31 protein-coding genes and 1 pseudogene are annotated in these 25,067 nt (G+C 61.5%); 16 read left to right on the top strand and 16 right to left on the bottom strand.

Annotation, left to right across the window (positions count from 1 at the left end; translation table 11 throughout):
- Positions 1-38 precede the first annotated feature (38 nt).
- A complete protein-coding gene (locus tag AB8B31_RS16525) occupies positions 39-938 on the bottom strand; it encodes a LysR family transcriptional regulator (RefSeq protein ID WP_018243266.1) in 900 nt (299 codons plus the stop codon).
- 102 nt (positions 939-1,040) lie between these two features.
- Here AB8B31_RS16525 and AB8B31_RS16520 point away from each other — a divergent pair, with 102 nt between their 5' ends.
- Entirely contained in the window at positions 1,041-2,063 is a 1,023-nt protein-coding gene (locus tag AB8B31_RS16520; protein WP_018243265.1) for a zinc-dependent alcohol dehydrogenase family protein, read from the top strand.
- 113 nt (positions 2,064-2,176) lie between these two features.
- Here the strand turns inward: AB8B31_RS16520 and AB8B31_RS16515 are convergent, their stop codons facing one another.
- A complete protein-coding gene (locus tag AB8B31_RS16515; RefSeq protein ID WP_018243264.1) occupies positions 2,177-2,587 on the bottom strand; it encodes a rhodanese-like domain-containing protein in 411 nt (136 codons plus the stop codon).
- Between the two features lie 70 nt (positions 2,588-2,657).
- Here AB8B31_RS16515 and ftrA point away from each other — a divergent pair, with 70 nt between their 5' ends.
- The gene (ftrA, locus tag AB8B31_RS16510) at positions 2,658-3,659 is read left to right on the top strand and encodes a transcriptional regulator FtrA (protein ID WP_018243263.1); all 1,002 of its coding nucleotides are present in this window, start codon (positions 2,658-2,660) and stop codon (positions 3,657-3,659) included.
- Between the two features lie 77 nt (positions 3,660-3,736).
- Here the strand turns inward: ftrA and preA are convergent, their stop codons facing one another.
- From preA to AB8B31_RS16490, 4 genes are all read right to left on the bottom strand, one after another.
- Positions 3,737-5,050 carry an NAD-dependent dihydropyrimidine dehydrogenase subunit PreA gene (gene preA, locus AB8B31_RS16505; protein ID WP_018243262.1) on the bottom strand — a complete coding sequence of 438 codons (1,314 nt, stop codon included), beginning with the start codon at positions 5,048-5,050 and terminating at the stop codon, positions 3,737-3,739.
- 15 nt (positions 5,051-5,065) lie between these two features.
- Positions 5,066-6,427 (bottom strand): NAD(P)-dependent oxidoreductase, encoded by a 1,362-nt coding sequence (locus AB8B31_RS16500; RefSeq protein WP_018243261.1) that lies wholly within the window; start codon positions 6,425-6,427, stop codon positions 5,066-5,068.
- A gap of 407 nt (positions 6,428-6,834) precedes the next feature.
- On the bottom strand, positions 6,835-7,830 hold the full coding sequence (locus AB8B31_RS16495; RefSeq protein WP_018243260.1) for a sensor histidine kinase: 996 nt from the start codon (positions 7,828-7,830) through the stop codon (positions 6,835-6,837).
- 192 nt (positions 7,831-8,022) lie between these two features.
- Entirely contained in the window at positions 8,023-8,817 is a 795-nt protein-coding gene (locus tag AB8B31_RS16490) for a response regulator (protein ID WP_018243259.1), read from the bottom strand.
- Between the two features lie 256 nt (positions 8,818-9,073).
- On the opposite strand from AB8B31_RS16490, the gene AB8B31_RS16485 reads away from it, so the two are divergent.
- Together AB8B31_RS16485 and AB8B31_RS16480 are read left to right on the top strand one after the other, a co-directional pair.
- Entirely contained in the window at positions 9,074-9,280 is a 207-nt protein-coding gene (locus tag AB8B31_RS16485; protein WP_024319398.1) for a NepR family anti-sigma factor, read from the top strand.
- A 10-nt stretch (positions 9,281-9,290) separates the two neighbouring features.
- On the top strand, positions 9,291-9,848 hold the full coding sequence (locus tag AB8B31_RS16480) for an RNA polymerase sigma factor (RefSeq protein ID WP_003542247.1): 558 nt from the start codon (positions 9,291-9,293) through the stop codon (positions 9,846-9,848).
- A 250-nt stretch (positions 9,849-10,098) separates the two neighbouring features.
- Here the strand turns inward: AB8B31_RS16480 and AB8B31_RS16475 are convergent, their stop codons facing one another.
- The 7 genes from AB8B31_RS16475 to hemP all read right to left on the bottom strand — a co-directional run bounded on the left by AB8B31_RS16475 (position 10,099) and on the right by hemP (position 15,129).
- Positions 10,099-10,500 (bottom strand): hypothetical protein, encoded by a 402-nt coding sequence (locus tag AB8B31_RS16475; RefSeq protein WP_018243256.1) that lies wholly within the window; start codon positions 10,498-10,500, stop codon positions 10,099-10,101.
- A 9-nt stretch (positions 10,501-10,509) separates the two neighbouring features.
- Positions 10,510-10,854: a DUF883 family protein gene (locus tag AB8B31_RS16470; RefSeq protein WP_018243255.1), complete on the bottom strand. Its 345-nt coding sequence runs from the start codon at positions 10,852-10,854 to the stop codon at positions 10,510-10,512.
- Positions 10,855-11,001: 147 nt separating this feature from the next.
- On the bottom strand, positions 11,002-11,796 hold the full coding sequence (locus AB8B31_RS16465; RefSeq protein ID WP_018243254.1) for a heme ABC transporter ATP-binding protein: 795 nt from the start codon (positions 11,794-11,796) through the stop codon (positions 11,002-11,004).
- 36 nt (positions 11,797-11,832) lie between these two features.
- Positions 11,833-12,945, bottom strand: a complete 1,113-nt coding sequence (locus tag AB8B31_RS16460; protein ID WP_018243253.1) for a FecCD family ABC transporter permease — start codon at positions 12,943-12,945, stop codon at positions 11,833-11,835.
- Positions 12,946-12,947: 2 nt separating this feature from the next.
- Positions 12,948-13,877 carry a heme/hemin ABC transporter substrate-binding protein gene (locus AB8B31_RS16455; protein WP_018243252.1) on the bottom strand — a complete coding sequence of 310 codons (930 nt, stop codon included), beginning with the start codon at positions 13,875-13,877 and terminating at the stop codon, positions 12,948-12,950.
- 11 nt (positions 13,878-13,888) lie between these two features.
- A complete protein-coding gene (locus AB8B31_RS16450; protein ID WP_018243251.1) occupies positions 13,889-14,938 on the bottom strand; it encodes a hemin-degrading factor in 1,050 nt (349 codons plus the stop codon).
- 8 nt (positions 14,939-14,946) lie between these two features.
- Positions 14,947-15,129 carry a hemin uptake protein HemP gene (hemP, locus tag AB8B31_RS16445; protein ID WP_012758649.1) on the bottom strand — a complete coding sequence of 61 codons (183 nt, stop codon included), beginning with the start codon at positions 15,127-15,129 and terminating at the stop codon, positions 14,947-14,949.
- Positions 15,130-15,305: 176 nt separating this feature from the next.
- Between hemP and AB8B31_RS16440 the strand changes: the two genes are divergently transcribed.
- From AB8B31_RS16440 to AB8B31_RS16415, 6 genes and pseudogenes are all read left to right on the top strand, one after another.
- On the top strand, positions 15,306-15,728 hold the full coding sequence (locus AB8B31_RS16440; RefSeq protein ID WP_026188501.1) for a hypothetical protein: 423 nt from the start codon (positions 15,306-15,308) through the stop codon (positions 15,726-15,728).
- Positions 15,729-15,783: 55 nt separating this feature from the next.
- Positions 15,784-17,106: a cell envelope integrity protein TolA gene (locus AB8B31_RS16435; RefSeq protein ID WP_018517014.1), complete on the top strand. Its 1,323-nt coding sequence runs from the start codon at positions 15,784-15,786 to the stop codon at positions 17,104-17,106.
- 107 nt (positions 17,107-17,213) lie between these two features.
- Positions 17,214-17,621 carry a DUF2325 domain-containing protein gene (locus tag AB8B31_RS16430; protein WP_018243248.1) on the top strand — a complete coding sequence of 136 codons (408 nt, stop codon included), beginning with the start codon at positions 17,214-17,216 and terminating at the stop codon, positions 17,619-17,621.
- Entirely contained in the window at positions 17,618-17,890 is a 273-nt protein-coding gene (locus tag AB8B31_RS16425) for a hypothetical protein (protein WP_018243247.1), read from the top strand. The genes AB8B31_RS16430 and AB8B31_RS16425 overlap by 4 nt, the downstream gene beginning before the upstream one ends.
- A 9-nt stretch (positions 17,891-17,899) precedes the next feature.
- Entirely contained in the window at positions 17,900-18,214 is a 315-nt protein-coding gene (locus AB8B31_RS16420; RefSeq protein ID WP_017994942.1) for an antibiotic biosynthesis monooxygenase family protein, read from the top strand.
- A pseudogene (locus AB8B31_RS16415) lies at positions 18,211-18,581 on the top strand (bleomycin resistance protein). The gene AB8B31_RS16420 and the pseudogene AB8B31_RS16415 overlap by 4 nt, the downstream one beginning before the upstream one ends.
- 96 nt (positions 18,582-18,677) lie before the next feature.
- On the opposite strand, the gene AB8B31_RS16410 reads toward AB8B31_RS16415, so the two are convergent.
- Both AB8B31_RS16410 and AB8B31_RS16405 read right to left on the bottom strand, forming a co-directional pair.
- Positions 18,678-19,049, bottom strand: a complete 372-nt coding sequence (locus AB8B31_RS16410; RefSeq protein ID WP_018243246.1) for a DUF423 domain-containing protein — start codon at positions 19,047-19,049, stop codon at positions 18,678-18,680.
- The gene (locus AB8B31_RS16405; protein ID WP_026188500.1) at positions 19,046-19,456 is read right to left on the bottom strand and encodes a group II truncated hemoglobin; all 411 of its coding nucleotides are present in this window, start codon (positions 19,454-19,456) and stop codon (positions 19,046-19,048) included. The genes AB8B31_RS16410 and AB8B31_RS16405 overlap by 4 nt, the downstream gene beginning before the upstream one ends.
- 169 nt (positions 19,457-19,625) lie before the next feature.
- Here AB8B31_RS16405 and AB8B31_RS16400 point away from each other — a divergent pair, with 169 nt between their 5' ends.
- The 6 genes from AB8B31_RS16400 (at position 19,626) to AB8B31_RS16375 (ending at position 24,550) form a co-directional block, all read left to right on the top strand.
- Positions 19,626-20,186 (top strand): TetR/AcrR family transcriptional regulator, encoded by a 561-nt coding sequence (locus AB8B31_RS16400; RefSeq protein ID WP_131646724.1) that lies wholly within the window; start codon positions 19,626-19,628, stop codon positions 20,184-20,186.
- 17 nt (positions 20,187-20,203) lie between these two features.
- Positions 20,204-20,545 (top strand): SMR family transporter, encoded by a 342-nt coding sequence (locus AB8B31_RS16395; RefSeq protein ID WP_018243243.1) that lies wholly within the window; start codon positions 20,204-20,206, stop codon positions 20,543-20,545.
- A gap of 191 nt (positions 20,546-20,736) precedes the next feature.
- A complete protein-coding gene (locus AB8B31_RS16390; RefSeq protein ID WP_018243242.1) occupies positions 20,737-21,522 on the top strand; it encodes a ThuA domain-containing protein in 786 nt (261 codons plus the stop codon).
- Between the two features lie 9 nt (positions 21,523-21,531).
- On the top strand, positions 21,532-22,575 hold the full coding sequence (locus AB8B31_RS16385) for a Gfo/Idh/MocA family protein (RefSeq protein ID WP_018073767.1): 1,044 nt from the start codon (positions 21,532-21,534) through the stop codon (positions 22,573-22,575).
- 104 nt (positions 22,576-22,679) lie between these two features.
- Positions 22,680-24,215: a winged helix-turn-helix domain-containing tetratricopeptide repeat protein gene (locus AB8B31_RS16380; protein WP_018517012.1), complete on the top strand. Its 1,536-nt coding sequence runs from the start codon at positions 22,680-22,682 to the stop codon at positions 24,213-24,215.
- A 98-nt stretch (positions 24,216-24,313) separates the two neighbouring features.
- The gene (locus AB8B31_RS16375; protein WP_018243240.1) at positions 24,314-24,550 is read left to right on the top strand and encodes a hypothetical protein; all 237 of its coding nucleotides are present in this window, start codon (positions 24,314-24,316) and stop codon (positions 24,548-24,550) included.
- On the opposite strand, the gene AB8B31_RS16370 is transcribed toward AB8B31_RS16375, so the two are convergent.
- Complete coding sequence (locus AB8B31_RS16370; protein ID WP_018243239.1) at positions 24,551-24,946, bottom strand: DUF1236 domain-containing protein; 396 nt, start codon at positions 24,944-24,946, stop codon at positions 24,551-24,553. It abuts the gene before it with no gap.
- Between the last annotated feature and the right edge of the window lie 121 nt (positions 24,947-25,067).

Here is a 25,067-nt window from a genome sequence, read left to right as displayed (position 1 = left end):
ATGGGTTTCTCGCCGCTCGCAGACGCGTGGCGAGCGCTTCAGCCCATCATTGCCGGCAGCCCCGCGGCGAGCGTATCAATCGCGAGCCGCACCTTCGGCAGCATCACCGGGGAGCGCAGCCAAACGGCATGGGCATCGAAGACATTGGCCGGTTCATGCTTCAACACCTGAATGAGCCGGCCCGCCAGCACCTCCTCACGGACCAGCCAGCAGGGCAGCCAGGCAAGACCGCGCCCGGCGACGGCCGCATCGGAAATCGAAGCGAGGTCGTCGAGCCGCAGTCGCGCCTTTGGCGCCAGCCGCCGCCCGGGATCGGCTGCAGTCGGAAAGATCCAACCCTTGTCATCGTCGCCCCGCCTGTAGACGATGCCTTCATGCTGGGGAATATCGAAGACTGTCTGCGGTGCGCCATGTTTTTCCAGATAGGCGGGCGATGCGCAGACGGTCATGCGCTGGCGGGCGATCGCCCGGGCCATCAGATCCGGATTGTCCTTCAGCGGTCCGTTGCGGATCACAAGATCGAAGCCGTCCTCGAGCAGGTCGACGATGCGGTCGTTGAAGGAAAGGTCGAGTTCGAGGTTCGGATGTTCATCGAGCAGGCGTGCGAGAATCGGCGAGATGCAATGGCGGCCGAAGAGCACGGGCATCGAGATGCGCAATCGGCCGCGCACATCGCGCCGGCCGGATTCCAACATGGCTTCGCCCAGGCGGATTTCCTCGACCGCCCGCAGGCAGCGCTCGTAGAAGAAGCGGCCTTCCTCGGTCAGGCTCTGCATGCGCGTCGTACGGTTGAAAAGCCGCACGCCGAGACGCTGTTCCAGCCGCGCGATGGTCTTGCCGACCGCCGAACGCGTGAGATGAAGCCGCTCGGCAGCGGCCGAAAAGCCACCTGCCTCGACGGCTTCGACAAAGATCGAGATACCCTTCAACTGTTCCATTTGTTTCCTTCTTGGAACCATTCTGGAGAATTAATATCGCAACTGGTGCGAAATATTCAACGATATGGTTTCGGCTCCCTGCAATGGACAAGGAGCAAGACAATGCAGACAACACGGCAATGGCAGATCGACACGATCGGACCGGAGCGCCAGGTGACGATCGGCGAGCGGAGGCTCGAGCCGATTTCGGGAAACAAAGTTCTGGTCCGGACGGAAGCCGTCTCGCTCAATTTCCGCGACCGGCTGGTGCTGGAGAGCGGCATGGGGTTGCCGCTGCAATTTCCCTTCGTCCCGGCTTCCGATATGGCGGGGGTCGTCGAGGCGGTCGGACCCGAAGTCAGCCGTTTCAAGCCGGGCGATCGGGTCATTTCGACGTTTTCGCCCGACTGGATCGACGGACGCGGGTTGGGCGATGCGCGCACGCCACCCTACAAGACACGCGGCGGCTTCTATCCTGGCGTGCTCTCGCAATATACTGTGCTGTCGGAGGAATGGTATTCACGCGCGCCTGAGACGCTCGATGCGGCGCAGGCAAGCACCTTGCCCTGCGCCGGGCTGACTGCCTGGTTCTCACTGATCGAACGCGGCGGTCTGAAGGCCGGCGACAAGGTGCTGGTGCAAGGCACCGGCGGCGTGGCGCTCTTCGGTCTGCAGATCGCCAAGGCGCACGGCGCGGTGGTCTTCATCACATCAGGCAGCGCCGAGAAGCTCGGGCGCGCCGCTGCGCTGGGCGCAGATCACGTGATCAACCGCCATGAGGGCGACTGGGTTGAGCAACTCTATCAGTTGACCGGCGGCTATGGCGCCGATCACGTGCTTGAGATCGTCGGCGGCCCGCATCTCGACCAGGCGCTGAAGGCGGTGGCGATCAATGGCCGTATTTCCGTTATCGGCGTGCTCGAGGGGTTCGAGGTTTCCGGCCCGGCCGGCCCGCTGCTGCTCAAGGCGCCTGTTGTCCAGGGCATTTCTGTCGGCCATCGCCGTGCGCTCGAAGACCTGGTGCGGGCAATCGACCAGACCGGGCTGAAGCCCGTGATCGACAAGCGCTATGCCTTCGACGAATTCCCTGAGGCGCTCGATCATCTCTATCGCGGGCCTTTCGGCAAGGTGGTCGTCGAGTTCTGACGGTAGCGATTTGCCCTTCTGCCTGCTGCATAAAATTATGCAGCAATTCAAAGTGCTACAGCGCCGCGCGTCTGAAAAGACACGCGGCGCTGTAGGCGGAGAAGGGAGGCTGATCAGGCGGCAGCGGGGACGCCCTCTTCGAAGGCGAAGCCTTCATCGGCCCAGCCGGTCATGCCGCCGATCATCAGTTTCACCGACAGGCCGAGGCGGGAGAGGCGAAGTGCGGCTTTATCCGCGCCGTTGCAATGCGGGCCGGCGCAATAGACGACGAAAAGCGTGTCGGAGGGCCAGGCCGACATGCGGTGCGCAGTCATCTTGCCATGCGGCAGGTTGAGGGCGCCGGGAACGTGGGACTGTGCAAAGAGCGTCGGCGAGCGCGCGTCGAGCAGAACGAAATCGACCTTGCCCGACGCAAAGGCGGCGTGAACATCGGAGCAATCAGTCTCGAAGGCAAGCTTGGCTCCAAAATGGGCGGCGGCGATTTCAGCGGCGGCGGCGGGGATTTCTGCGACAGGGCTTGGCATTGCGATTTCCTCTTGGGTTCGAATTGCCGCCTGGTATCGCCGATGCTAAAGCTTTGCGAAATTGGCCATCATGACTGACAGCGTAAAGATCATGCCAAACTCATCGCCACAGCAGACGAAAGGACCGCTGGTCGCAGCGCTTGCCTATGACGGGCTCTGCACCTTCGAATTCGGCATCGCCTACGAGGTCTTCGGCCTGCCGCGCCCGGAGATGGGTGAGGATTGGTATCGCTTCTCCGTCTGCGCCATCGAGCCGGGGCCGCTTCGCGCTGCGGGAGGACTGACGGTCGCGGTCGACAAGGGCCTGGAGGTGCTCGATGAGGCGGACCTGATCGTCGTGCCCGGCTGGCGGGCAATCGATGCGCCGGTACCGGCACCACTCGGCGCAGCGCTCAGGGCAGCGCATCAGCGCGGCGCGCGCATCATGTCGCTCTGCTCGGGCGTTGCGGTTCTTGCCGGATCGGGGCTGCTTGCCAACCGCAGGGCGACGACACATTGGCGCTATGTCGCCTCGATCGCCGCACGTTATCCCGACATCAGGCTTGATGCCGACGTTCTCTACATGGATGAAGGCAGCCTGCTGACGGCGGCGGGGAGTGCCGCCGGCATTGATCTTTGCCTGCATGTGGTGCGCGGCGATTTCGGTTCGGAGGCTGCAAACAGCGTGGCAAGACGGCTCGTCGTGCCGCCGCACCGCGAAGGCGGACAGGCGCAGTTCATTCACGCGCCGGTTCCCGAGGAGCGCGAGGGCATCCGCTTGGGGCCGCTGATCGAATGGATGCGCGAAAGCCTGTCCGAGGACCAGCCGATCAGCCTGCTTGCGAAAAGAGCCGGCATGAGCATGCGCACCTTCCAGCGGCGCTTCGAAGCGACAACGGGTGTCAGCGTCGGCGAATGGTTGCTCACGGAGCGGCTGCGGCATGCCCGCGATCTGCTGGAGAGGGAGCTTGCCGTTTCGCTCGACGATATCGCCGCCGCCAGCGGCTTTGGAACACTGGCGACGATGCGCCATCATTTCCGCAGGCGTCTGGGGACGAGTCCCAATGCCTATCGGAAGTCATTCGGCGGGTAGACTGGCCTGACGCTTTCGAACGTTGCCGGCAAGATTGCAACGCCGCGGATCGATCTTTTCCGCGGCGGTGCAGATCCTTACTCCGCCGCCTGGCGCGCCATCGGGTTGTTCGGGTGCGTCGTCCAGTTGGCGTAGTTGGGGTCGACGACGCGGCCGGTGCGCTTGTCGAGAGTGCCGGCGGGAAGCTGCTCCATGGTGATGCAGTTCTCGACCGGACAGACGCTGACGCAGAGATTGCAGCCGACGCACTCCTCGTCCATCACCTCGAAATGACGCGCGCCATCGACGAAGTTGGTGATCGCCTGGTGCGAGGTATCCTCGCAGGCGATGTAGCAGCGGCCGCATTTGATGCAGGCGTCCTGGTCGATCTTCGCCTTGGCGATGTAGTTGAGGTTCAGATACTGCCAGTCGGTGACGTTGGGGACGGCGCGCCCGGTAATGTCGTCGAGGCTGCGATGGCCTTTTTCGTCCATCCAGTCGGAGAGGCCAGTGATCATCTCCTGGACGATCTTGAAGCCGTAGGTCATCGCCGCCGTGCAGACCTGAACGTTGCCGGCCCCGAGTACGAGGAATTCGGCCGCGTCCCGCCAGGTGGTGATGCCGCCGATGCCCGAGATCGGCAGGCCGTAGGTTTCGGGATCACGGGCGATCTCGGCCACCATGTTGAGCGCGATCGGCTTTACCGCCGGGCCGCAATAACCACCATGGCTGCCCTTGCCGCCGACCGTCGGGTTGGGGGCGAAGTTGTCGAGATCGACGGAGACGATCGAATTGATCGTGTTGATCAGCGACACGGCATCGGTGCCGCCGGCCTTGGCGGCGCGGGCGGGACGGCGGACATCGGTGATGTTGGGAGTCAGCTTGGTGATGACGGGCATGCGGGTGTACTGCTTGCACCAGCGCACGACCATCTCGATATATTCCGGCACCTGGCCGACCGCCGACCCCATGCCGCGCTCCGACATGCCGTGCGGACAGCCGAAATTGAGCTCGATGCCGTCGGCGCCGGTCTCTTCGACCAAGGGTAGGATCGCCTTCCAGGCCTGCTCCTCGCAGGGTACCATGATCGAGGCGATCAGTGCCCGGTCCGGCCAGTTCATCTTCACCTGCTTCATTTCGCGCAGGTTGGTGTAGAGGTCGCGGTCGGTGATGAGCTCGATATTGTTCAGACCGAGCAGGCGGCGGTCGGCGCCCCAGATCGCGCCGTAGCGCGGGCCGTTGACGTTGACGACGGGCGGGCCTTCCTCGCCCAGCGTCTTCCAGACCACGCCGCCCCAGCCGGCCTTGAAGGCGCGCTCGACATTGTAGGCCTTGTCGGTCGGCGGCGCAGACGCCAGCCAGAACGGGTTCGGGGATTTAATACCGACGAAATTATTGCGGAGATCAGCCATTGTTCATTCTCCCCTTCAAGCAACCGCGACAGCCGGAGCGGCTGCTGCGGACAGGGCACGATGGATGGATTCAGCCGCGTCGCGACCGTGGGCGACGGCGGAAACCGTGAGATCTTCACCGCCGAAGACGCAGTCGCCGCCCGCCCAGACGCGGTCGAGCGAGGTATGGCCGTCGCCATCGACGGCGATGCGGCCGGATTCCATGCGCAACGAACCGAGTCCAGAGGCGTCAAAGGTCTGACCGATCGCCTTGAAGATCTGGTCGGCGGCAATGACACCGGTTTCGCCGGTGCCGACCAGGCGGCCTTCGAGAATCCTCGTATATTCCACCTCGATGGCGGCGACTTTGCCGTCCTGTGACAGGATCGATTTCGGCGCCAGCCAGTGGCGGATGATGACACCCTTAGAGCTAGCCAGATCCTGCTCGAATTCGGAGGCGTTCATGTGTTCCTTGCCACGGCGGTAACAGATCGTCACCTCCTCGGCGCCGAGCAGCTTTGCCTGCACGGCGGCGTCGATCGCCGTCATGCCGCCGCCAAGGACGACGACGCGGCGGCCGACGGCGATTTCGCTCTTGTTTTCGGCCTGACGGAGAGCCGCGATGAAATCGACGGCGTCGTCGACGCCTGCGAGGTTCTCGCCCTCGATGCGCAGCGCGTTGACGCCGGCAAGGCCGATACCGAGGAAGACGCCATCATATTGCGCTTCCAGATCGGAAAGCGAGAAATCGCGGCCGAGACGCTGCCCATGCCGGACCTCGATGCCGCCGATCGAGAGGACGTAATCGACTTCCTTCTGGGCGAAGTCGTCGACGGTCTTGTAAGTGGCGATGCCGTATTCGTTGAGGCCGCCGGATTTTTCCCTGGCATCATAGATAGTGACGGAATGGCCCTTGACGGCCAGGCGATGGGCGGCGGCAAGGCCGGCTGGGCCTGCGCCGACAACGGCGATCGTCTTTCCGGTCGGTTCGGCCCGGGCATAGAACTGCTTGCCGGCCTGCATGGCGGCATCGGTCGCATAACGCTGCAGGCGACCGATCTCGACGGGCCGCTCCTCGGCCGTGTTGCGCACACAGGCCTGTTCGCAGAGTTCTTCGGTGGGACAGACGCGGGCGCACATGCCGCCGAGGATGTTCTGGTCGAAGATCGTCTTTGCCGAGCCGATCGGATTGCCGGTCGAAATTTGGCGGATGAACAGCGGAATGTCGATCGAGGTGGGACAGGCCGTCATGCACGGCGCGTCATAACAGAAATAACAGCGGTCGGCGGCGACCAGCGCCTCGTGATTGTCGAGGCGCGGATGAAGATCGGAAAAATTAGCCTCATACTCGGCGGGCGAAAGCCGGCCGGCATGAATCCCAGTTTCCAGTCGTTCCATTGAAGTTCCCTCATTATTGGTAAACGGCCTGTGAGGGAAAGCGTAACTCAGGTTTAAAAATTTATCAAACGGTAAAATTTTGACGATTTTCTCTCGCTGTCACGCCAGTAATCCGCTGTTTTTGCTAGAAGAATTTATTCGGCCTGCATCGGTAAAACGGCTGAACGCGCGACGAGGGAAGGGCATCCGAAAAAAGATTCAAAAAAGTCGAATTTTTTTCGGATGGCAGGGAACCAAAGTTTGATGTCGTCGTTATTGCGATATCCGGATGGTGATCGCATCGACCCAACATGCGCGCCCCCAACCCACTATCCGGACGTACTCACGGTCCCCTCCCGGTGAGTGAAGACAGCCGGTGCGCCGCCCTCGCACCGGCTGTTTTTCGTTCTCGATTGTCTCCAGGGCTTTCACACTCGCTTGAAGATCTCGAATTCGGTTTCCGGAATGGTCAGACGATATTCAATGCGGCCGGGAACGAGGTTCAACTCCGCTTTGCCATTGACCGACGATGGCACGACACGCTCCAGCACGGTGCGGCCGAAGCTGTTGTCGCTGAATTCGTGGACTTCCGACTGATCGTGCAGAACTTCCGCCCAGGCGACTTCGATTGCCTTCCTGTCGTTGATCATGGCTTCGCGGCAATTCAGCGTGATGGAGGCGGCGCCGCCTGATATCGCGCCAAAGGAGGCGGAGTTGACGATGAGTTCGTGGAGGGCGAGCCCGAGATGCACGGCAGCATTCGGTGTCAGGTGAGCGTTGATGCCATAGATCGGCATGGAGCCGGCCGTCTCCGGCCAATAGGGGGCGAACTGCTTTTCGGCGAGTTCGAAGAGGTAGGCGCCGCGCCAGCTGGAATCCGTGATCAGGTCCTGCGAGTTGGAAAGTGATTGCAGCCGTCCGCGGAACTTGAGGAGGAAGCTGTCGAGAGAGAGCGTGTTGCGCGCCGTCTGCGTGGCAATGCCCTGGATGATGGCGAGAAGGTTTTTCGAGCGGTGCGAGAGTTCGCGCAGCAGCGATTTCAGAACTTTTTCGCGATGCCGGCTTTCGGTGACTTCAGTCATGACGGACAGAAGTCCATGTACGCCGCGTTCGCCGGTGCGCTGGATCTTCAGTTCATACGTGCGCCTTTCGCCGTCGACGTCGATCTCAACTTCGGCATTGTTGGGGATGCCGGTTTCCAGCACCTTGTGTTTCAGCGCGGTCAGATATCGCCCATGGGCGTCGCCGAAAAGGGCGGCGTCGCTGCCGCCGGGCATAAAGAGCGCTGCGAAATGCGGCGGCAGATTTTCGGCGTAAAAGATCGACAGCCGGGCGTCCTGGCAGAGGATCGAAATCCCGGCGCTGCCGAGCGCGCGTTCCATCATTGCGGCTTTGCCCTCGAAGGTGAAAGGCATGCCGGACAATGGTTCAGTCGTATTCACGCGGCCGCCTTTCCTTGTGACATCTTGAACGTCGCTGAAGGGAGCGCCCTTACAGACACCGCCTGCCAACTCTAGAACAAAGCGCTGCAAAAACCGTTAAAGCCACCGGAGCGTCCCGGTAGCACCGGAACGCCTGCTTTGGCGATTTGGTTCCGAAGGCCGGAAAATTGCGTCTCAGGCGGCTACTCTGGTCGATTCATTGAAGAAAAGCGCTTGGCTGATCAGTGCCTTGACCATGTCGGGATTGAAGGGCTTGGTGACAAGGAAAGTCGGTTCCGGGCGCTCGCCGGTCAGAAGCCGTTCCGGGAAAGCGGTGATGAAGATCACCGGCACGCTCGACGTCTTGAGGATGTCGTTGACTGCGTCGATACCGGAGCTGCCGTCGGCAAGCTGGATGTCGGCCAGCACCATGCTCGGCTTGGTCTTGTTGTAGAGCGCCACGGCCTCGGCATGCGTACGGGCAATGCCGGTGACGCGATGGCCGAGGCTCTCGACCATCTGCTCGATATCCATGGCGATCAGCGGTTCGTCCTCGATGATCATGATATCGGTTGCGACCTGACGGGAAATCTCCTGCGACGCCACGTCGAGCAGATGCATGACATCCTGTTCTTCGGTTTCCAGGATTTCGGCGATTTCAGCGACGCGGAAATTCTCTACGGAGGCGAGCAGGAAGGCCTGACGGGCGCGCGGCGAAACCTTGGCAAGGTTCAGCGTGGCGCGTTGCTCCCAGGCATAGGGCGAGGTCGGCTCTGGAATCTGGACTGCGGTGGAACCAAACAGTTGCGTGAACAGTTTGTAGAGTGCGACCCGGTCATTCGCCGTATCCGGGAAAATCGACAGATCGGCGATGATGGCTTCGAGAACGGCGGCGACGTAAGCGTCGCCCGAAGTCTGAGTGCCGGTAAGGGCGCGGGAATAGCGGCGCAGATAAGGAAGGTGCGGCGCAATCCGAGTAGAAAGTGTCATTCATGGCTCCTGCATACAGGCCGGCATTGGCTTCAATGAGCGGTTAACGCCGCCTTGGTAAAAAAGTTCCGGAATGGCAGGAACTTTTTTCGTCGCGCCGCATTATTCCAGCCGACGAAGAAAGGGCGTAGCGTTTTGACCCATGCAGCGGCAAATACCAGCGACATCGACAATCGAACGTTCGATGTCGATGGTTGAAATTGTGATTGATCCCATCCACGCCCCGCGAACAGACAACCGGCGAGAAGACGAATTGATGACTACACGCAAGAAAGAAGCAGCCGATCAGCGAAAGCTGGAGCTGCGGGCAAGCGACATCTTGGACCCGAACAATCAGATCGGCGTCAGGCTGAGGTCGCTTTATGCGGCCGCACAGGATGAGGCGATCCCCGATCGTTTTCTCGACCTTCTCGAAAAGCTCGACCATGCTGAAATGATGGCTTCTGCCAAGATGGCCGAATAGGATCGCCCGCATGGAAGATAAATCGCAACCCAGCTTCAAGCGGGAATTGCTGGCGGCACTCCCAAGTCTTCGCGCTTTCGCAATCTCGCTCATCGGGCGGCACGACCGTGCCGACGATCTCGTCCAGGACACCATCATGAAAGCCTGGGCCAAACAGGATCATTTCGAGATGGGCACCAATATGAAGGCCTGGCTCTTTACGATCCTGCGCAACGAACTCTACAGCCAGATGCGCAAGAGCGGCCGCGAAGTGCAGGACAGCGACGGGCTGTTCACTGAATCGATGGCGATGCACCCCTCGCAATATGGCGCTCTCGATCTGCAGGACTTCAAGAAGGCACTCGACCAGCTGCCGCCGGATCAACGCGAGGCGATCATTCTCGTCGGCGCCTCGGGTTTTTCCTACGAGGAGGCGGCCGAAATCTGTGGCTGTGCCGTGGGCACCATCAAGAGCCGCGTCAACCGGGCCCGCCAGCGGCTGCAGGAGTTGCTGCAGATATCTGGCGAGGCTGATTTTGGCCCCGACGCCACCTCGGCGCCGCTAACGTCGAAGGCCTTCGCGTTCTGACAAGAGTTATATTTGGAGGAAAGCCGGTCGCCCCTCGGGGCGCCGGCTTTTTTGTTTTGGGAGAAGGGCGCGTATCCAAGTCGTGGATAGCTGTTCAAGGCAACTACCTCACGCTCCCTCATTCCTGTGACACGCACCGGATGAGGGAGCGTGAGATGGCGTCCTTGCCTAATTTTCCGCTCGTATGTGAGGGGGAAAGTGTTCACTCTCTCCATTTTCGTAGCGAGTACGCATAGAGCGAGTCCCTCAATCAATCGTCGCGCTTCGAGCCCACCAGATTGGCTGCGACGATTGCTGCCAGAACACCGGCGGTTAGGAGCGGCTGGGCGCGGATCAGGCCGAGCCCGACCGTTGCCAGCGATTCCACCGCAGCACGGCGTTCACGGGCGCGGCGTGCTTCCCGGGTGTTGATGATCGACATCGCGACCAGGGCGATGATGGCGATCAGCAGCGCGCAGGCGGCCAGGAAGAGGGCAGCCCCGACTGGGCCGTAGATGGCGGCGAGCCAGATGGCGCCTGCGGTGACGGCCAGCGCGTAGGCGGTGAGAAGGAAGAGCACGGCAAGCGCAATGAAGATGCTATTGCGCTTGGCGCGCACAACGGTCCGGTGCACGCTTGCGCCCGTCAGCAGGCTGAGGATCGAAAACAGCATCGCGCTTCCTCAGCGCCGGGCGAGGAAGGCGATGGCAAGGCCGAAAGCGGCTGCGGCGCCGATGGTTGCCAGCGGATGCTTGCGTACGGTATCGCGCATTTCCGTCGCGCCGCGCTCATAGCCGTGCTGCAATTCGCGCAGCAGATCCTCGCTGCGGCCAAGCAGTTCTTCGTAGCCGGCGCCGGCCTGGCTGCGGATTTTCTCGCCTTGGTGGCGCGAGCTCTTGCCGACGAGGCGCGTCAGTTCCGCGAGTTCATCGCGCAGCGCCTCGATCTGCTCCTCGATGCCGGATTCCAGATTGTGGAAGGTGCCGTTGCGGCGGCTGCGGGCGGACTGGAAGATAGAATAGCTCATGGCTGTCTCCATTGGCTGGGGCGCGCGCAAGCCCGCCTGTTTCGCACGAGGGTCACCACCGTCCGTTGCATGAATGATATCGCCCGGCATTGACCCAGATCATGCCAAAAACGTGCCGGACGATCAAAAGTTCCGCCGGAGCAGTGCTCAGGGGCGGGAAACGGCACTGTGGGCGAGCACGAAGGGCGTACCGTCGGCCGGCACTTGGTTGATGCGCAGCGCGCAACCGAAGACCGAGAGCATCGTTTCGTCCGTCAGCACCTCAACGATGCTGCCGGCGGCCGCGAGCCGGCCGGATTTCATCAGCACGATGCGGTCGGCAAAGAGCGCCGTCAGATTGAGATCGTGCATGACGGCGATGACACCGCCGCCGCGTTCGCAGAAATTGCGCGCGAGCGTCATGATGGTCAACTGGTGGCTGATGTCGAGGCTCGAGACCGGTTCGTCGAGCAGTAGCCAGCAGGGCTTACCGTCGACGACGGGCTCGGCGATCTGGCAGAGAACGCGGGCAAGCTGCACACGCTGCTGCTCGCCGCCGGAGAGCTCCTGATAGAAACGGCCTTCGAAGCCGGTCAAGTCGACGGAGGCTAGTGCTGCGGCGGCCGTCTGCTCGGCCTTGTCGGGATGCAGGTTGAGGCCTGATGTCAGGCCCATGCGGACGATCTCGCGCACGGTAAAGGGAAAGGAGATGGTGCTCGCCTGCGGCAGCACACCACGAATGGCGGCAAGCTGCCAGGGTTTCAGCCCCTTCACCTCGTCGCCGCCGATGCGCACCGAGCCGCCATAGGCAAGTTCGCCGGAGATGGCTTTCATCGTCGTCGTCTTACCGGAGCCGTTCGGCCCGGCAATCGCCGTCAGTTCGCCGGCCTTTGCCGTGAAGGCGACGTCGCTGATGATGGTCTTGCCGGAAAGGCGCACGGAGACGCCGGAAACTTCGATCATCTAAATGTCACTCACGGGGTCACTCACCGGGGTCACTCACAGGGCAAGGCGCGAACGCTGCCTCAGCAGGATCCATAGGAAGAACGGGCCGCCGACCGCCGCGGTGATGATGCCGATCGGCAGTTCGGCCGGGGCAACCAGGGTGCGCGCCAGGACATCCGCGAAGATCAGCAGAGAGCCGCCGAGCAGTGCTGCGGCCGGCAGCAGGAAACGATGGTCGGGGCCGATCGCCATACGCAGGATATGCGGCACGACGATCCCGACGAAACCGATACCGCCGCTGACGGCGACGGACGCGCCGGTCGCCGCGGCGACGCCGACGATCGCGACATTCTTCAGCCGCTGCACCGGCACGCCCATATGAAAGGCGGCCGCCTCGCCGAGCGTGATGGCATTGAGGCCGCGGGCCATGAAGGGCAGGGCGGTGAAGGACAACAGGATGATCGGGCTGGCGGCAGCGATCTTCGTCCATGTGGCGCCGGCAAGCGAGCCCATGCTCCAGAAGGTCAGGTCGCGCAGCTGCTGGTCGTTGGCCATGTAGATCAGCAAGCCTGTTATGGCGAGGGCGAGCGCACCGAGCGCGATGCCGGCAAGCAGCATTGTCGCAACCGAGGTCTGACCATGACGGGTGGCGATCCTGTAGAGCAGTAGCGTCGTGACGAGGCCGCCGCCGAAAGCGGCCGCCGGCAGAGCGTAGATGCCGAGAAGCGCCTGGAGCGGAGCTGCAAGGCCGCTGCCGAGCACGATCATCGCGACCGCGCCGAGGCTTGCGCCGGAGGAGACGCCGACCAGGCCGGGATCGGCCAGCGGATTGCGGAACAGGCCCTGCATCACCGTGCCGGAGACGGCCAGCGAGGCGCCGATCAGGAAGCCAAGAATCGCCCTGGGCAGGCGGATATCGAAGATGATGATCCGGTCACGCGTGCTGAGCGCCGTCTCAGAGCCGGCCATGTTGCTGATGACGTCGAGGATCGAGGCATCCGAGGCGCCTGTCGTCACCGAAAACAGCATCGAAAAGACCGAGCCGGCGACGAGCAGCGCGATCGCCAGCAAGGCGAGCCGCGTCCTGTCGCCCGCCTGCCTGATTTCGCGGATGTCCGCCATCGGGAATGGTCGCCTTCGTTCCGCCATGGCTTGCGGCAGGGCCATGATCAGCCCCCGTAGATCGCCGAGTTGAGCTCACGTGCGGCGGCTGCGGTGCGCGGGCCGAAGCCGAGCAGGTAGACGCCGTCCATTCGGATGATCGCTTTTTTCTCGCCTGCCGGCGTCAGCACGATCGCCGGCTGAGCCAGCAGGTCCTCGTTCTTGGTACCGGCGCCATCGCCGCGGTTCATCATCAGGATGATATCGGGCTTGGCTTCGATGATCGCCTCGTCCGTCAGCGGCTTATAGCCCGGGAATGCGCCGACGGCGTTGATGGCGCCGGCGAGCTTGACGATCCCATCGGCGGCCGTGCCGGTGCCCGATGCCATGATCCGGCCGTTCTGGGCGCTGAGGATGAAGAGAACGCGCTTGCGTTCGGCCTCCGGGCGCTTTTCGGCATCGGCGATCGCCGCGTCGAGATCGGCCGCGACCTTTTCTTCAAGTGCCTTCGCCTTGTCGGGCACGCCAAGCAGCGTGCCGACACGGTCGATCTTGGCGATGATACCGTCGCGGGTAAAGGCGCTCGGCACGGTTTCGAAGGGCACGCTGGCATTCTTCAGCACGGTCAGCGCCTCCTGCGGGCCTGAACCGTCGACGGCGATGATCGCCGTCGGGTTCATGGCGAGGATGCCTTCCGGCGAGAGCGCGCGCATGTAACCGACGTTGGGCAGCTTCAACGCCGCCTCCGGATACATGCTCGTCGTGTCGCGGGCAATCAGCCGGCTTTCTTCGCCGAGCGCATAGACGATCTCGGTGATGTCGCCACCGACCGAAACCAGGCGCGAGGTGTCGAGCTTCTTTTCGTCAGCGTGGGCGGCGCGGACGAAGGCGAAGCCTTCGATTGGGCGCGCCGTCGGGATCAGCGGCAGCGCCATGACGGCCGCCGTCAGGGCCAGTTCCCAAGGGCGGATCCGGCGCAGATTGTTACGCATCGTCATCGTTGCGATCCTTATGCGGCCACGCTTGCTGCCCGCGGCAGGTTTTCCATGATCTCGCGCCATGCGGCGCGTTCGTCGGAACCTTCCTGCCGCTTGCCGAAGAACTGGATGATCATCTCGCCTTCTGCGTTGTAAGCCTCCAGCGAGGTGACGTGGCCGTCCGTGGTCGGCTTGCGCACGGCCCAGGTCTCGGCGATGTGATCCTGGCGCAGATGCAGGTGGAAAGTCGGGTCCATGATATTGATCCACGGGCCCATCGACTGCACGTTGAAGATCGGGCCGGAATGGATCTGGACGATGCCGTCATTGGCGACAAAGCACATGATCGGCAGGCCAGATTTCACAGAGGCATGCATCATCTCTGCCGTTGCGCTGTTGTCGAGCCTCCAGGCATAGTCGTCGCCGACAGTGCGCACCGCCGCCTGGCGGCCGATCTTCAGGCGCTTCAGCATGCCGAAGAACTGATGCGTATCGGTGAGCTTGCTCCAGTTGTCGCGCAGTTCGTCGCGGCTGACGTCGGCAGTATCATCGGCGGCGTTCGAGGTTTCAGCCTCGACAAATTCCTGCGATTGGTCTTCCAGCTTCAACTCGGCGACGATCGCGTGATAGGCCTCGACATTCGAGCTCGGGCGCAGGTGCACCTTGTGCACGGCGTTGCCTGTTTTGTCGAAATATTGCAGGCTGAGGCGCTCCTGGTCGCCATCCTTCTTGGATACGGCGAAACCATGCTCCCAGCGGCTCGGGAAGATGCGCAGGTCGATATTCTCGCCGAGAACGATCGCGGCCTGCGCACCGCTCTTGATGTTTTCGAAGACACCGATCTTCTCGTGCACGGCACTTTCGTTGCGCGACAGCGCCATCACTTCGCCGAGGCCGGCCACGCGTTCGAGAAGCTTCAGTGCGCTGCCATCGATGCGGGTCACGCTGATGCCGGTTTCGGCGGCGACGAGGGCTGCCTCGGAAATCTTCAGCTGCGCGGCGATATCGCGCTCGCGCATTTTCGGATTCTCGGCGCGAAACGTACGGATTTCGGCTGGCGCCGGTCTTGTCTGTTCGGTCATGTCCTACCCTACTTATTGAGAATGAGCTTGCCCTGACGGGTGATCTTCAGGCGATAGACCAAGCCGTCGTGTCTAATCATGATCTCGTTCGTGCCGCGGAAGAGATCCGCGCTTTCGACGATCCGGTGCTGCGCCGCAGGCTCGCTCTGCAGCGGCACGTGCTTAAAGTTATCTGGCTTTTCAACCATCATTTCAGTTGGCAATTCCGCGAGACCGGTGATCAGGGTCCCCGGTTGTGATGACAATTATCTTGACTTTCTTACTCATAGTTTTTTAAAGACGCAATAGGAGACTAATATAGTCAAGTTTTTGAGATTGCTGATATGAAGCCGCCTGGCGGCGGTTCGCGACAATGGCGGAGAAGATGATGACGGTTAGGTTTGCGGCTGTTGCAGCCGGCGTGGTGATGGCGGTTTCAAGCGTATGCCAGGCGCAGGATGCCGCAACCGCCAAGCTGGATGTCGAACTCAACGCTTTGGCGCCGTCGCAAAAGGGCTGCATGATGACCTTCGTCGCCGAGAACAATCTTCAGGCGCCGATCAGCAAGATCTCCTTCGAGCTCGCTTTCTTCAACGACAAGAATGCCGTCGACCGCATCACCGTGCTCGATTTCCGCGATCTGCCGCAGGGCAAGAAGCGCGTGCGCCAGTTCGATATGCCGAATGTGAAGTGCGAGACGGTCACGCGCATCATCATCAACGACACGCCGGTCTGCGACGGCCCGGCGACGGGCGAATGCATGAAGGGTCTTGTTACCCGTTCACAGATTTCCGTTCCCTTCGAGGGCTAAGAATACGCTGGGAATGAATCCCGGCGGGCATGGTCAGACTGTCCGAGGCATACAAATGGCAATTTCAGCGAAGTCCAGATCGAGACAGGTGCTCATCGGGGAGCCGGACGCTGACGGCAGTCTGAACGACAATAACATGCATCCCGGCCACGAGCTTTCCGACCTGCGCAATGTGCAGCGGCAGCCGGCTGGCGAGGCGGTGGTCCACTATGCGCGTTTCGCGCAGATACCCGCCTTTCCCGATCATCCGGAAGCCGAGCCGATAGCCTCCGTTCCTGCGCCGCCGATCGATGCGGCGGTGGAAAAGCAGGAGGACGAGAAGAAGCCGGTGCGGCGACGGGTGGCGCTGACTTGTATTGGTTCGTTCTTTTTTCATGCGGGTCTGGTGGTTGCTCTTAGCGTGTTCATGCCGACGCCGCCGAACGAAGCGATTGAAGATGCTGGTGAGGCTGTCAGCGTCGTCGTGTATGGCGACTCTGACGTTGACCAGACATCGGCCGGCGATCCAGAGTTACAGCGCCAGCCCGAGCAAGTTGCCTCGGAGGAGGTTGAGCCGGATACAGTTCAATCGGAGGAGGCCACCGAACTAAATGCCACGACCGTGCCGCCGGAGCAGGCCCAGCCGGTCGAAACTGAAACGATGGAGACCGTTCAGTCGGTGCAGGAAGTTACGCGGGTTTCCCCTGAGGCCGTTGTTGCCGCCGAGCCAGAGGTGCTTGTCTCCGAGAGCCCTGCAGAATCTTTCGTCGCTCAGCCGATGGCAACGGCTGTGCCCGAACAGCCCATGCCTGATATCGCGCAGGCAACAGTACCGGAAGAAGTAGTGCCAACGGCTGTCCAGCCCACCGCAGTTCCGCCGGAAGAAGTAAAGACTGTCGAAGTGTCGCCGGAACCTGAAGACAAACCGAAGCCGAAGGCTGAAAAACCGAAACCCGTTGAAAAGAAGCAGTCTCAGAAGAGGGCCAAGCCTGCTGGTGGGAAAGAGGGCTCAGATCGTGAGGACTCGACGAGGGGCACGGTGAACGGCCAGCACGGGCCGCAAACTGACGGCACGTCAACCACGACAGGCGGAACTGATGGTATGGGAAGTGCTGCCGTAGCCAACTACCCTGGTAAGATACAGAAGCGGATCCGTCGCGCTGTTCGCGTGCCTGATGAATACAAAAACAAGAGCGACGGTATGACGGTAAGGATTCAATTGACGATTAACGGAACAGGCAGGGTAGCGTCGGTTTCTGTTGCTCGCAGTTCGGGTATTGCAGAGTTGGATAAAGCTGTTCTGGATGGTGTGCGGCGCGCGGCGCCGTTTCCGCCGCTACCCTCGGAGTGGGGTAAGCCTAGCTGGACTTTCACCCAGGAAGTTCAGGTCACTAGATAATATGATAAAAGTAATCAACTTTATACTTTACTCTAAAAATCAAGTTTAATAAGGTCCGCTCGCACACGCAGGAATCGTGTGACGATCAACGAGCGAACGGGTGGTATATGGCTCGCAAGGGCAAGAAGGGTTCGAACCGGGAGGTCCGCGACAGCGCGGGCGAGGACGCCGGTCAGGCATCCCTTGGGCGATCCAAACTGGATGGCCGCAGTTTCCTCTATGTCGGCGGCCGTGACTGCCAGGTGGCGCATCTTCGCCAGATCTGCAGCAATTTCGGCGCCGAGCTCATTCATCACGACGGCGGCTTACGCGAAGCGGTTTCGCGCATCGATACCGTCCTTCCCTCGGTCGACTGCGTGTTCTGCCCGATCGACTGTATCAGCCACGATGCCTGCCTGCGCGTGAAGACCGGCTGCAAGAAGTTCGGCAAGGCCTTCATCCCGCTTCGCAACGGCAGCAAGTCCAGCCTGGAGCGTGCGCTGCAGACGATGAACGAACGAGACAATTCCCGATGAACGACCAGCGCCCCGACGGCTTCACCATGATCGGCCTGCACAAGCTTGCCGCGCAGACAGGCGAGGGCCTCGTGCCCGAACTCTACGAGCTTTTCCAGCAGCATGCCGAACGCCAGCAGATCTACCAGAATGTGATGTTCTTTCCGACCTGGGAAGCGCGCATGCCCGGAGAGGTGGCAACAAGACCGCTTGGCCCGGCGGCGGCAAACGGCGATAATGTTCTCGCCTTTCCCTCGCGTGCGGCAAGGGCGGGCAAGAGGAAGGCGTAAGGAGATTTCATGTATATCGCAATGAACCGCTTCAAGGTTGCAACCGGGAGCGAAGGCGATTTCGAGACGGTCTGGCGCAATCGCGATTCCAGCCTGCCCGAGGTGCCCGGTTTCGTCGAATTCCGCCTGCTGCGCGGCAAGGTCAACGACGAGGAAGGCTACACGCTCTATTCCTCGCACACGGTCTGGAAAAGCGAGGCGGATTTTCAGAACTGGACGAAGTCCGAGAGCTTTCGTGCAGCGCACCGCAATGCCGGCGATCACAAGGCGATCTACAAGGGACCGCCAGTCTTCGAAGGCTTCAACGTCGTCGACGGCATATGAACGAAGGGCCGGATCGCATCGAGGTTCTGCCGGTCCTGCCGTCGCTCGATATCGATGAGACGCTTGCCTTCTACCGCGATGCGCTCGGTTTTACCGAGATCGTCTGTCGGGCGGCGGACTATCTCGTCCTGCGGCGCGACGACATGGAGCTGCATTTCTGGCGGACGCAGGATGCCACGCTTTGCCAGAACAGCTCCGTCTATCTCCGAGGCGGCGGCATCGGCGCCCTCCACGCGGAATATCGCGAAAAGGGCGTCGAGCGCCTGAGCGATATGGAGGTGCGGCCATGGAACATGGAGAGTTCTACATCCATGATCCGCACGGCAATCTGCTGCGCTTCGGCCGTGTGCCGCAGCCGCGTGACTAGAGCAACTCCAGCAAAAGTGCGCAGCGGTTTTGCGTCCGGATTGCGAGAAAACAAAACATAGAGAAATTCCCTCGCTCGGGGAAAAACGGAAATGCTCTATGCCTTGGCGCGGAAGACAGCGCCTGCCGCAACGGCCAGCCAGCCAAGCATCATCGCCCAGCCGCCGGTCGGCGCGGCATAGGGGAAGAGGCCGGAGCCGGTAAAGCGCAGGGTGACGAGATCGCCCGCAAAAAGCAGCGTTCCGACAATCAACAGGAAACCGGCCAGCCAGGCGGTTCTGAGCCTGGCACTGCCGAGAGCCAATGCCAGCAGGGCAGGGGCGTGGGCAAGGCACATGGCAGATGCGGATGCCGCAAGATTGGCCTCGCCGCCGCCATGGGCAGCAAGGGCGGCAAGCGCCACGCCGGCTACGCCGAACAGGCCGGCAAAGAGATAGAGCACCGGTTCCAGACGCGCGTTCAAGCTCATGGTTGTTCCTTGTGGTCAGGGGCCCTGTTCTGCATATGGTAGGCGAGTCGTTCCACCGGCGCCCAGATGAGATCGCGCAGCGCTTGGCTTGCGATCGTCTCGTCCAGGGCGCGGCGGAAGCAGAGCAGCCATTCGTCGCGTTCGACAGGGCCGATCTCGGCGACGAAATGGCGGCTGCGCAGGCGCGGATGGCCGCGCTTATCGGTATAGAGCGGCGGGCCGCCGAGATAACCGCTCATATATTCGTAGAATTTCTCTTCACTGCCGGTAAGGCTCGGCGGATGCACGGCGCGCACGTTTCTCGCCTCCGGCAGCGTGTCCATCAGCTCATAGAAGCGGTGCGTCAGCGCCCGTACGACAGGATCGCCGCCGACCGCCTGATAGAGTGTGGTGATCTTCTCCGTCACGAAACCATCCCATGCCATCCTAATCCCCAGGCCCTTCATGCACCGGGCGGAAAATGATCGCAACTGTCATCAAGGTGCCGCGGCATTTCGCGCATAATGCAGGCACGGCAGGGGTTGTGGCCGATTCTCCTTGACAAAACCGTCCGGACGGTATCTTTTAATTTGCACGTTGAACGCTCATCATCGCAAGAAGCAGCCCGTCCTCGTGCGCCAGCAGTTGCTGGAGGTCGCCGCGCGCCTTGCTGCCAGCGAAGGCATGGCCGCCGTCACGCTCGATGCGGTTTCCGCTGCGTCCAGCGTCAGCAAGGGCGGGCTGCTGCATCACTTCCCGACGAAGAATGCGCTGCTCGACGCCTTGTTCGAGAGCCTGCTCGAAAAGTTCGACGCCGATATAGAGGAACTGATGCGCGGCGATCCGCTGCCGCAGGGCCGCTTCACCCGCGCCTATCTCAGGGCGGTATCCGGTCTCAAGGATCGTCCCGACGATTCCAGGAATTGGACGCAGGTGACGATCGCGCTTCTTGCCGAACCCCGGTTGCGTCTTCGCTGGCGCCAATGGGTACAGGCGCGGTCGGAGGAATATATCGGCACAGACTCCTCCCTCGACGCACAAGTCGTGCGTTTCGCCGCCGACGGACTTTGGTTCGCAGATACGTTGGAAAGCCATGATATCAGCGGCGTTCTGAGGCGGGATCTCATCGATCGCCTTGTCGAACTGACCGGCAAGTAATTCGAAAGGGATTCGCCATGAGCCAGGCCGCCGTCTACGGGCTGCTGTTTGCAGCCATCGTGCTCGAAGTCATTGGCACGACCGCGCTGCAGCTGTCGCAGCAGTTCACCCGCATCGGGCCGACGGCACTCGTCGTCGCCTGTTATGCGGCTGCCTTCTATTGCCTGTCGCTGACCCTGAAAAGCATCCCCGTCGGTATCGCCTATGCGATTTGGAGCGCTTTGGGAATCGTGCTGATTTCCTCGGTCGGTCTGGTTTTCTTCAAGCAGCGCCTCGACCTGCCGGCAGTCGTCGGGCTCGGGCTGATCATATCGGGCGTTGTGGTCGTCAATCTATTCTCGAAATCCGTTTCGCATTGATATTGCTGTGATATTTGAAGGCCGTTTCTCCGCCTCAGGCCGGTAAATTTTCCCCTTTGTCAAAATACTGACAAAGGTCTATGTGTTCTTTGAACGTGGAGGAGACGAGGCGCAGCCAGCGCCATTTTCCAAAGCGCTTTGAATCCTGCCTTCCCGCCTATCGATACTTCCAGGTTCTACAGGAGCACATCATGGCCATTCGCACCGTCGTCTGGGGAGAGAATATCCACGAGAATACCAATGCCATCGTCCGGGATATTTATCCCGAAGGCATGCACACGACGATCGCCAACGCGCTGAATACCGATTCCGATATCTCGGCGACGACAGCGACGCTGCAGGAGCCGGAACACGGCCTCAGCGAAGCCCGCCTTGCCGAAACCGACGTGCTGACCTGGTGGGGCCACAAGGATCACGGCGCGGTCTCCGACGTCGTCGTCGAGCGTGTTGCCAAGCGCGTCTGGGAAGGCATGGGCCTGCTCGTGCTGCATTCGGGGCATTTCTCCAAGATCTTCAAGCGGCTGATGGGTACGCCCTGCGCGCTGAAATGGCGCGAGGCGGGTGAACGCGAGCGTCTGTGGACAATCAATCAGCGCCATCCGATCGCAGCAGGCATCGGCGAGCATTTCGAGCTCGAGAACGAAGAAATGTACGGCGAGCAGTTCTCGGTGCCGGAGCCGCTCGAAACGGTGTTCATCTCCTGGTTCCAGGGCGGCGAAGTGTTTCGCTCGGGCCTGACCTGGCGCCGTGGCGCCGGCAATATCTTCTATTTCCGCCCCGGTCACGAGACCTATCCGACCTATCACGACGTCAATGTCCAGAAGGTGCTGATCAACGGCGTGAAGTGGGCCTATAACCCTGAGGGGGCGTTGACTGGTATCACCGACGCTCCAAATGTCCCGGTAGAAAAAGCACTGGAGCCGATCGTCGAACGCGGCCCGAAACTGCACCAGGCCGGCGAAGCCGGTTACCGCTGAGGAGCATCCATGCGACTACTCGTTCTTGGCACCGGGGTGATGGCGAAAAACCAGCTCGCCCGCTTCCCCCTTATCGACGGCGTGACTGTGGTCGGTGCCGTCGACACCGATCCTGAGCGGCTTTCGGCCTTCGCCGACAAGTTCAACATCGAAAAGCGGTTTCTTTCACTGGAGGAGGCGATCGCCTGGGGTGAATTCGATGCGGCGACGAACGTGACGCCCGACCGCATCCATCACCCGACGACGATGGCTCTGATTGCCGCCGGCAAGCACGTCTTCTGCGAAAAACCGCTGGCGGAGAACTATGCGAAGGCGCTGGAGATGACAGAGGCGGCCGAAAAAGCCGGCGTCATCAACATGGTCAACCTGACTTATCGAAACGTCGCGCCGCTGCAGCGCGCCCGTGAGATGGTGCTCGCCGGCGAGCTCGGCACGATCAGGCACGTCGAAGCCTCCTATCTCCAGAGTTGGCTCGTGTCGCGCGCCTGGGGCGACTGGCGCACAGAATCGACCTGGCTGTGGCGGCTTTCCACCGGCCATGGCTCGAACGGCGTGCTCGGCGATGTCGGCATCCATATCCTCGATTTCGCCGCCTATGGTGCGGCGACCGACATCGACCACGTCTTTGCGCGGCTGAAGACCTTTAACAAGGCGCCGGGCGGCCAGATCGGCGAATATCTGCTCGATGCCAATGACAGCTTCACCATGTCTGTCGATTTCGCCAATGGTGCACTCGGCGTCATCCATGCCAGCCGTTGGGCGACAGGGCATCTGAACGAGTTGAAGCTGCGGATTTATGGCGAGAGGGGCAGCCTTGAGGTCATCCATCGTCCCAGCGGTTCTGAGCTGCATGGCTGCCTCGGCGAGGATGTCGAAACCGCCACCTGGACGAAGATCGAGGTTGAACCGGTAGCGACCAACTACGAGCGTTTTGCCGAGGCCGTGGCAAGCGGCATCCAGCCGGATCCGAACTTCCGCCACGCCGCCAACCTGCAGAAGGTGCTCGATCTTGCGATGGTGACCGAGCGCGAGCGGCGCGAGCTGAAGGTCTGATCCTGTCCGCTGGATAGGCCGCCGTTCATCCGACGGCAGCTTATCCAGCGCATCGGCGCGTTGATCCGCTTTTCGTTTGCGAGATTTTGACGCTATGCTTCTGCATGGGCAGCTCGACGCTTTCCTTTGGTCCGTTCCTTTACGATCCCGTGACAGGAAGCCTGTGGCGGGAAGGGAAGTCCATTGCGACGGGACCACGGCCGGCAGCTCTGCTCGGTTTGCTGCTGGAGGCTGAGGGCCGCGTCGTCACCAAGGCGGATCTGATGGACAGGGCCTGGCCGGGGCTTGCCGTGGAGGAAGGCAACCTCACGGTTCAGATTGCCACGCTCAGGAAGATTCTCGGCGCAAGGCCCGATGGCACGGAGTGGATCGTCACGGTTCCCAGGGTCGGTTATCGCCTGCCGCGCCGGGACGATGCCGGGATGGCGCCCGTGGCGCCGCAGCCGCCTTCCGTCGCGGTTCTTCCCTTCGTCAATCTCGGTGGCGATGTCGACCAGGATTATTTTGCCGATGGCGTGGTGACGGAGATCATCACCGCCCTTGCGCGCTTCCGCTCCTTTTCGGTCGTCTCGCGCCATTCCGCCTTTATTTACAAGGGACGCAGCATCGATGTGCGACAGGTGGCGGCGGAGCTCGGAGTACGCTACGTGCTCGAAGGCAGCATCCGGCGGGAAGGCGGGCAGGTGCGTATCAATGTGCAGCTGGTCGACGGCGTGACCGCGACCAATCTCTGGGCCGATCATTTTGAAGACGGCATCAGCCACATCTTCGCCTTCCAGGACCATATCACCGAACGCGTCGCCTCGATCGTTGAGCCGGCGATCGAGATCGCCGAAATCCAGAGGTCACGACGTGACCGGCCGAACAGTCCGGCAGTTTACGATCTCTATCTGCGTGCGCTTGCCGCGATCATCGACGAATCGATCGAAAGTAATGCCGCCGCCTATGCCTTGCTGCAGGAAGCGCTCGCCATGGAGCCGGAAAATGCGATGCTGCTTTCCCATGCCGCATGGGCGCTCGAACATCGCATTACCATGGGTTGGCCACGGCTCGGGACGGACGACAAGGCGGAATGTATCAGCCTTGCCCGTCGCGGGCTTCAGCATTCGGCCGGCGATCCCCGCGTGATGGCCCATTGCGGCATGGCATTGCTGCAGACGGGCAAGGATTACGAAGGTGGCATGGCCGTGCTGGAGGCCGCCGCTGCCGCCAATCCCAACGATCTTCTGGTCGCGGCCTGCTCCGGCATTGCGGCCTTGCACTGCGGCGATATCGAACAGGCGCTCGAGCGACTGCATCGCGCCGTGAAATTGGGACCCCGCGATCCGGATGCGCGGTTTTCGCTGACGGGCATTGCCATGGCCGAACTCTTTCGCGGCAATTACGAGGCGGCAATTTCATACGCGTCTCGTTCGCTGGCGCTCAATGCCCATTTCGACCCGACCTACTGGATGTTGATCGCCGCACATGCGCATCTCGGCAATATGGAGCAGGCGCGCCAGTTCCTCCATGCGCTCGAGGCGATGGCACCTGATGTGACGCTGGAAGGCATTCTGGCGGGTCAGCCGGCCAAGGATCCGCTGCGTTTTGCGCCGGTTCTGGAAGGACTGGCGCGCGCCGGGATGCGGCCGCGGCTATAGGCTTTTGCAAGTTTTTGCAGCTTTTAGTCGGACTTTAAAGACCCAGCCCCGTCGCTTCGGCCACGCTGATCCCATCAATCAGGATGGAGGATCGGCTCATGCTTTCCAGCATGCATATTCTATCGCTCAAACAGGGCAAGCTTTACGGCGACCGAATTCCGATAGAGGCGCTGCCACAGGGGTTTGGAGCCTTTCCTAGGAAAGGCTCCAAGTTGCCACGGCACCTTGTCGTTCTGTTCTCGCTGATCGGCAGGTGGCGCAAGCGCACGAAAAAAGGCCCCGCCGAAGCGGGGCCGGAAGTTGCCGAGCCGCAACAGGCGGCTTCGGTTGCCTGATTATTCTATGACCTGCACCACACGGTGGCTGCGGGGTTCGACAATCACGCGTTGATTGTTGATGACCGTGTAGGCATATTTCGGATTGTCAGGCACCGGCGTCACGACGACGTCTGCCGGAAGCGGCTTGCCGACGACGATCGGTTCCTGGACTACCACGGAGGCGGTCGGGGCCGGCTGCTGCTGGACATAGGTAACGACCTCGCGCGGCGGCGGATCGACAACGGCACCGGCGACACCACCGGCCACGCCGCCAATGGCAGCACCCACGGGGCCGCCGACGATTGCGCCGGTGATGGCACCACCGGCTGCACCGGTCACGGCTCCATCAGCGAGCGCATTGGTTGCAAGTGACGACAGCGCAAGGGCGCTGGAGACAAGTAGGACCTTGTACATTTTGCTTCTCCTTTGCTGGGGTTGCGTTTGGGTAACGACCACGCCAATCCGAGGTTCCAGCAGGAGAGAGTCACGCTTTGGAAGGCCGGTTCACATTATGTGAGGCGGCTGAAGCCGGGGT

Origin of the sequence: Rhizobium sp. 62_C5_N11_2, assembly GCF_051811185.1 — a bacterium.
GTDB lineage: Bacteria > Pseudomonadota > Alphaproteobacteria > Rhizobiales > Rhizobiaceae > Rhizobium > Rhizobium leguminosarum.
This window is presented reverse-complemented; position numbering and strand designations above follow the sequence as displayed.

Excerpts from the sequence above, each read along its gene's own strand:
- AB8B31_RS16525 (WP_018243266.1), bottom strand. The coding sequence starts at position 938 with ATGGAACAGTTGAAGGGTATCTCGATCTTTGTCGAAGCCGTCGAGGCA.
- AB8B31_RS16520 (WP_018243265.1), top strand. The coding sequence starts at position 1,041 with ATGCAGACAACACGGCAATGGCAGATCGACACGATCGGACCGGAGCGC.
- AB8B31_RS16515 (WP_018243264.1), bottom strand. The coding sequence starts at position 2,587 with ATGCCAAGCCCTGTCGCAGAAATCCCCGCCGCCGCCGCTGAAATCGCC.
- ftrA (WP_018243263.1), top strand. The coding sequence starts at position 2,658 with ATGACTGACAGCGTAAAGATCATGCCAAACTCATCGCCACAGCAGACG.
- preA (WP_018243262.1), bottom strand. The coding sequence starts at position 5,050 with ATGGCTGATCTCCGCAATAATTTCGTCGGTATTAAATCCCCGAACCCG.
- AB8B31_RS16500 (WP_018243261.1), bottom strand. The coding sequence starts at position 6,427 with ATGGAACGACTGGAAACTGGGATTCATGCCGGCCGGCTTTCGCCCGCC.
- AB8B31_RS16490 (WP_018243259.1), bottom strand. The coding sequence starts at position 8,817 with ATGACACTTTCTACTCGGATTGCGCCGCACCTTCCTTATCTGCGCCGC.
- AB8B31_RS16485 (WP_024319398.1), top strand. The coding sequence starts at position 9,074 with ATGACTACACGCAAGAAAGAAGCAGCCGATCAGCGAAAGCTGGAGCTG.
- AB8B31_RS16480 (WP_003542247.1), top strand. The coding sequence starts at position 9,291 with ATGGAAGATAAATCGCAACCCAGCTTCAAGCGGGAATTGCTGGCGGCA.
- AB8B31_RS16475 (WP_018243256.1), bottom strand. The coding sequence starts at position 10,500 with ATGCTGTTTTCGATCCTCAGCCTGCTGACGGGCGCAAGCGTGCACCGG.
- AB8B31_RS16470 (WP_018243255.1), bottom strand. The coding sequence starts at position 10,854 with ATGAGCTATTCTATCTTCCAGTCCGCCCGCAGCCGCCGCAACGGCACC.
- AB8B31_RS16465 (WP_018243254.1), bottom strand. The coding sequence starts at position 11,796 with ATGATCGAAGTTTCCGGCGTCTCCGTGCGCCTTTCCGGCAAGACCATC.
- AB8B31_RS16460 (WP_018243253.1), bottom strand. The coding sequence starts at position 12,945 with ATGGCCCTGCCGCAAGCCATGGCGGAACGAAGGCGACCATTCCCGATG.
- AB8B31_RS16455 (WP_018243252.1), bottom strand. The coding sequence starts at position 13,877 with ATGACGATGCGTAACAATCTGCGCCGGATCCGCCCTTGGGAACTGGCC.
- AB8B31_RS16450 (WP_018243251.1), bottom strand. The coding sequence starts at position 14,938 with ATGACCGAACAGACAAGACCGGCGCCAGCCGAAATCCGTACGTTTCGC.
- hemP (WP_012758649.1), bottom strand. The coding sequence starts at position 15,129 with ATGATGGTTGAAAAGCCAGATAACTTTAAGCACGTGCCGCTGCAGAGC.
- AB8B31_RS16440 (WP_026188501.1), top strand. The coding sequence starts at position 15,306 with ATGACGGTTAGGTTTGCGGCTGTTGCAGCCGGCGTGGTGATGGCGGTT.
- AB8B31_RS16435 (WP_018517014.1), top strand. The coding sequence starts at position 15,784 with ATGGCAATTTCAGCGAAGTCCAGATCGAGACAGGTGCTCATCGGGGAG.
- AB8B31_RS16430 (WP_018243248.1), top strand. The coding sequence starts at position 17,214 with ATGGCTCGCAAGGGCAAGAAGGGTTCGAACCGGGAGGTCCGCGACAGC.
- AB8B31_RS16425 (WP_018243247.1), top strand. The coding sequence starts at position 17,618 with ATGAACGACCAGCGCCCCGACGGCTTCACCATGATCGGCCTGCACAAG.
- AB8B31_RS16420 (WP_017994942.1), top strand. The coding sequence starts at position 17,900 with ATGTATATCGCAATGAACCGCTTCAAGGTTGCAACCGGGAGCGAAGGC.
- AB8B31_RS16410 (WP_018243246.1), bottom strand. The coding sequence starts at position 19,049 with ATGAGCTTGAACGCGCGTCTGGAACCGGTGCTCTATCTCTTTGCCGGC.
- AB8B31_RS16395 (WP_018243243.1), top strand. The coding sequence starts at position 20,204 with ATGAGCCAGGCCGCCGTCTACGGGCTGCTGTTTGCAGCCATCGTGCTC.
- AB8B31_RS16390 (WP_018243242.1), top strand. The coding sequence starts at position 20,737 with ATGGCCATTCGCACCGTCGTCTGGGGAGAGAATATCCACGAGAATACC.
- AB8B31_RS16385 (WP_018073767.1), top strand. The coding sequence starts at position 21,532 with ATGCGACTACTCGTTCTTGGCACCGGGGTGATGGCGAAAAACCAGCTC.
- AB8B31_RS16380 (WP_018517012.1), top strand. The coding sequence starts at position 22,680 with ATGGGCAGCTCGACGCTTTCCTTTGGTCCGTTCCTTTACGATCCCGTG.
- AB8B31_RS16375 (WP_018243240.1), top strand. The coding sequence starts at position 24,314 with ATGCTTTCCAGCATGCATATTCTATCGCTCAAACAGGGCAAGCTTTAC.
- AB8B31_RS16370 (WP_018243239.1), bottom strand. The coding sequence starts at position 24,946 with ATGTACAAGGTCCTACTTGTCTCCAGCGCCCTTGCGCTGTCGTCACTT.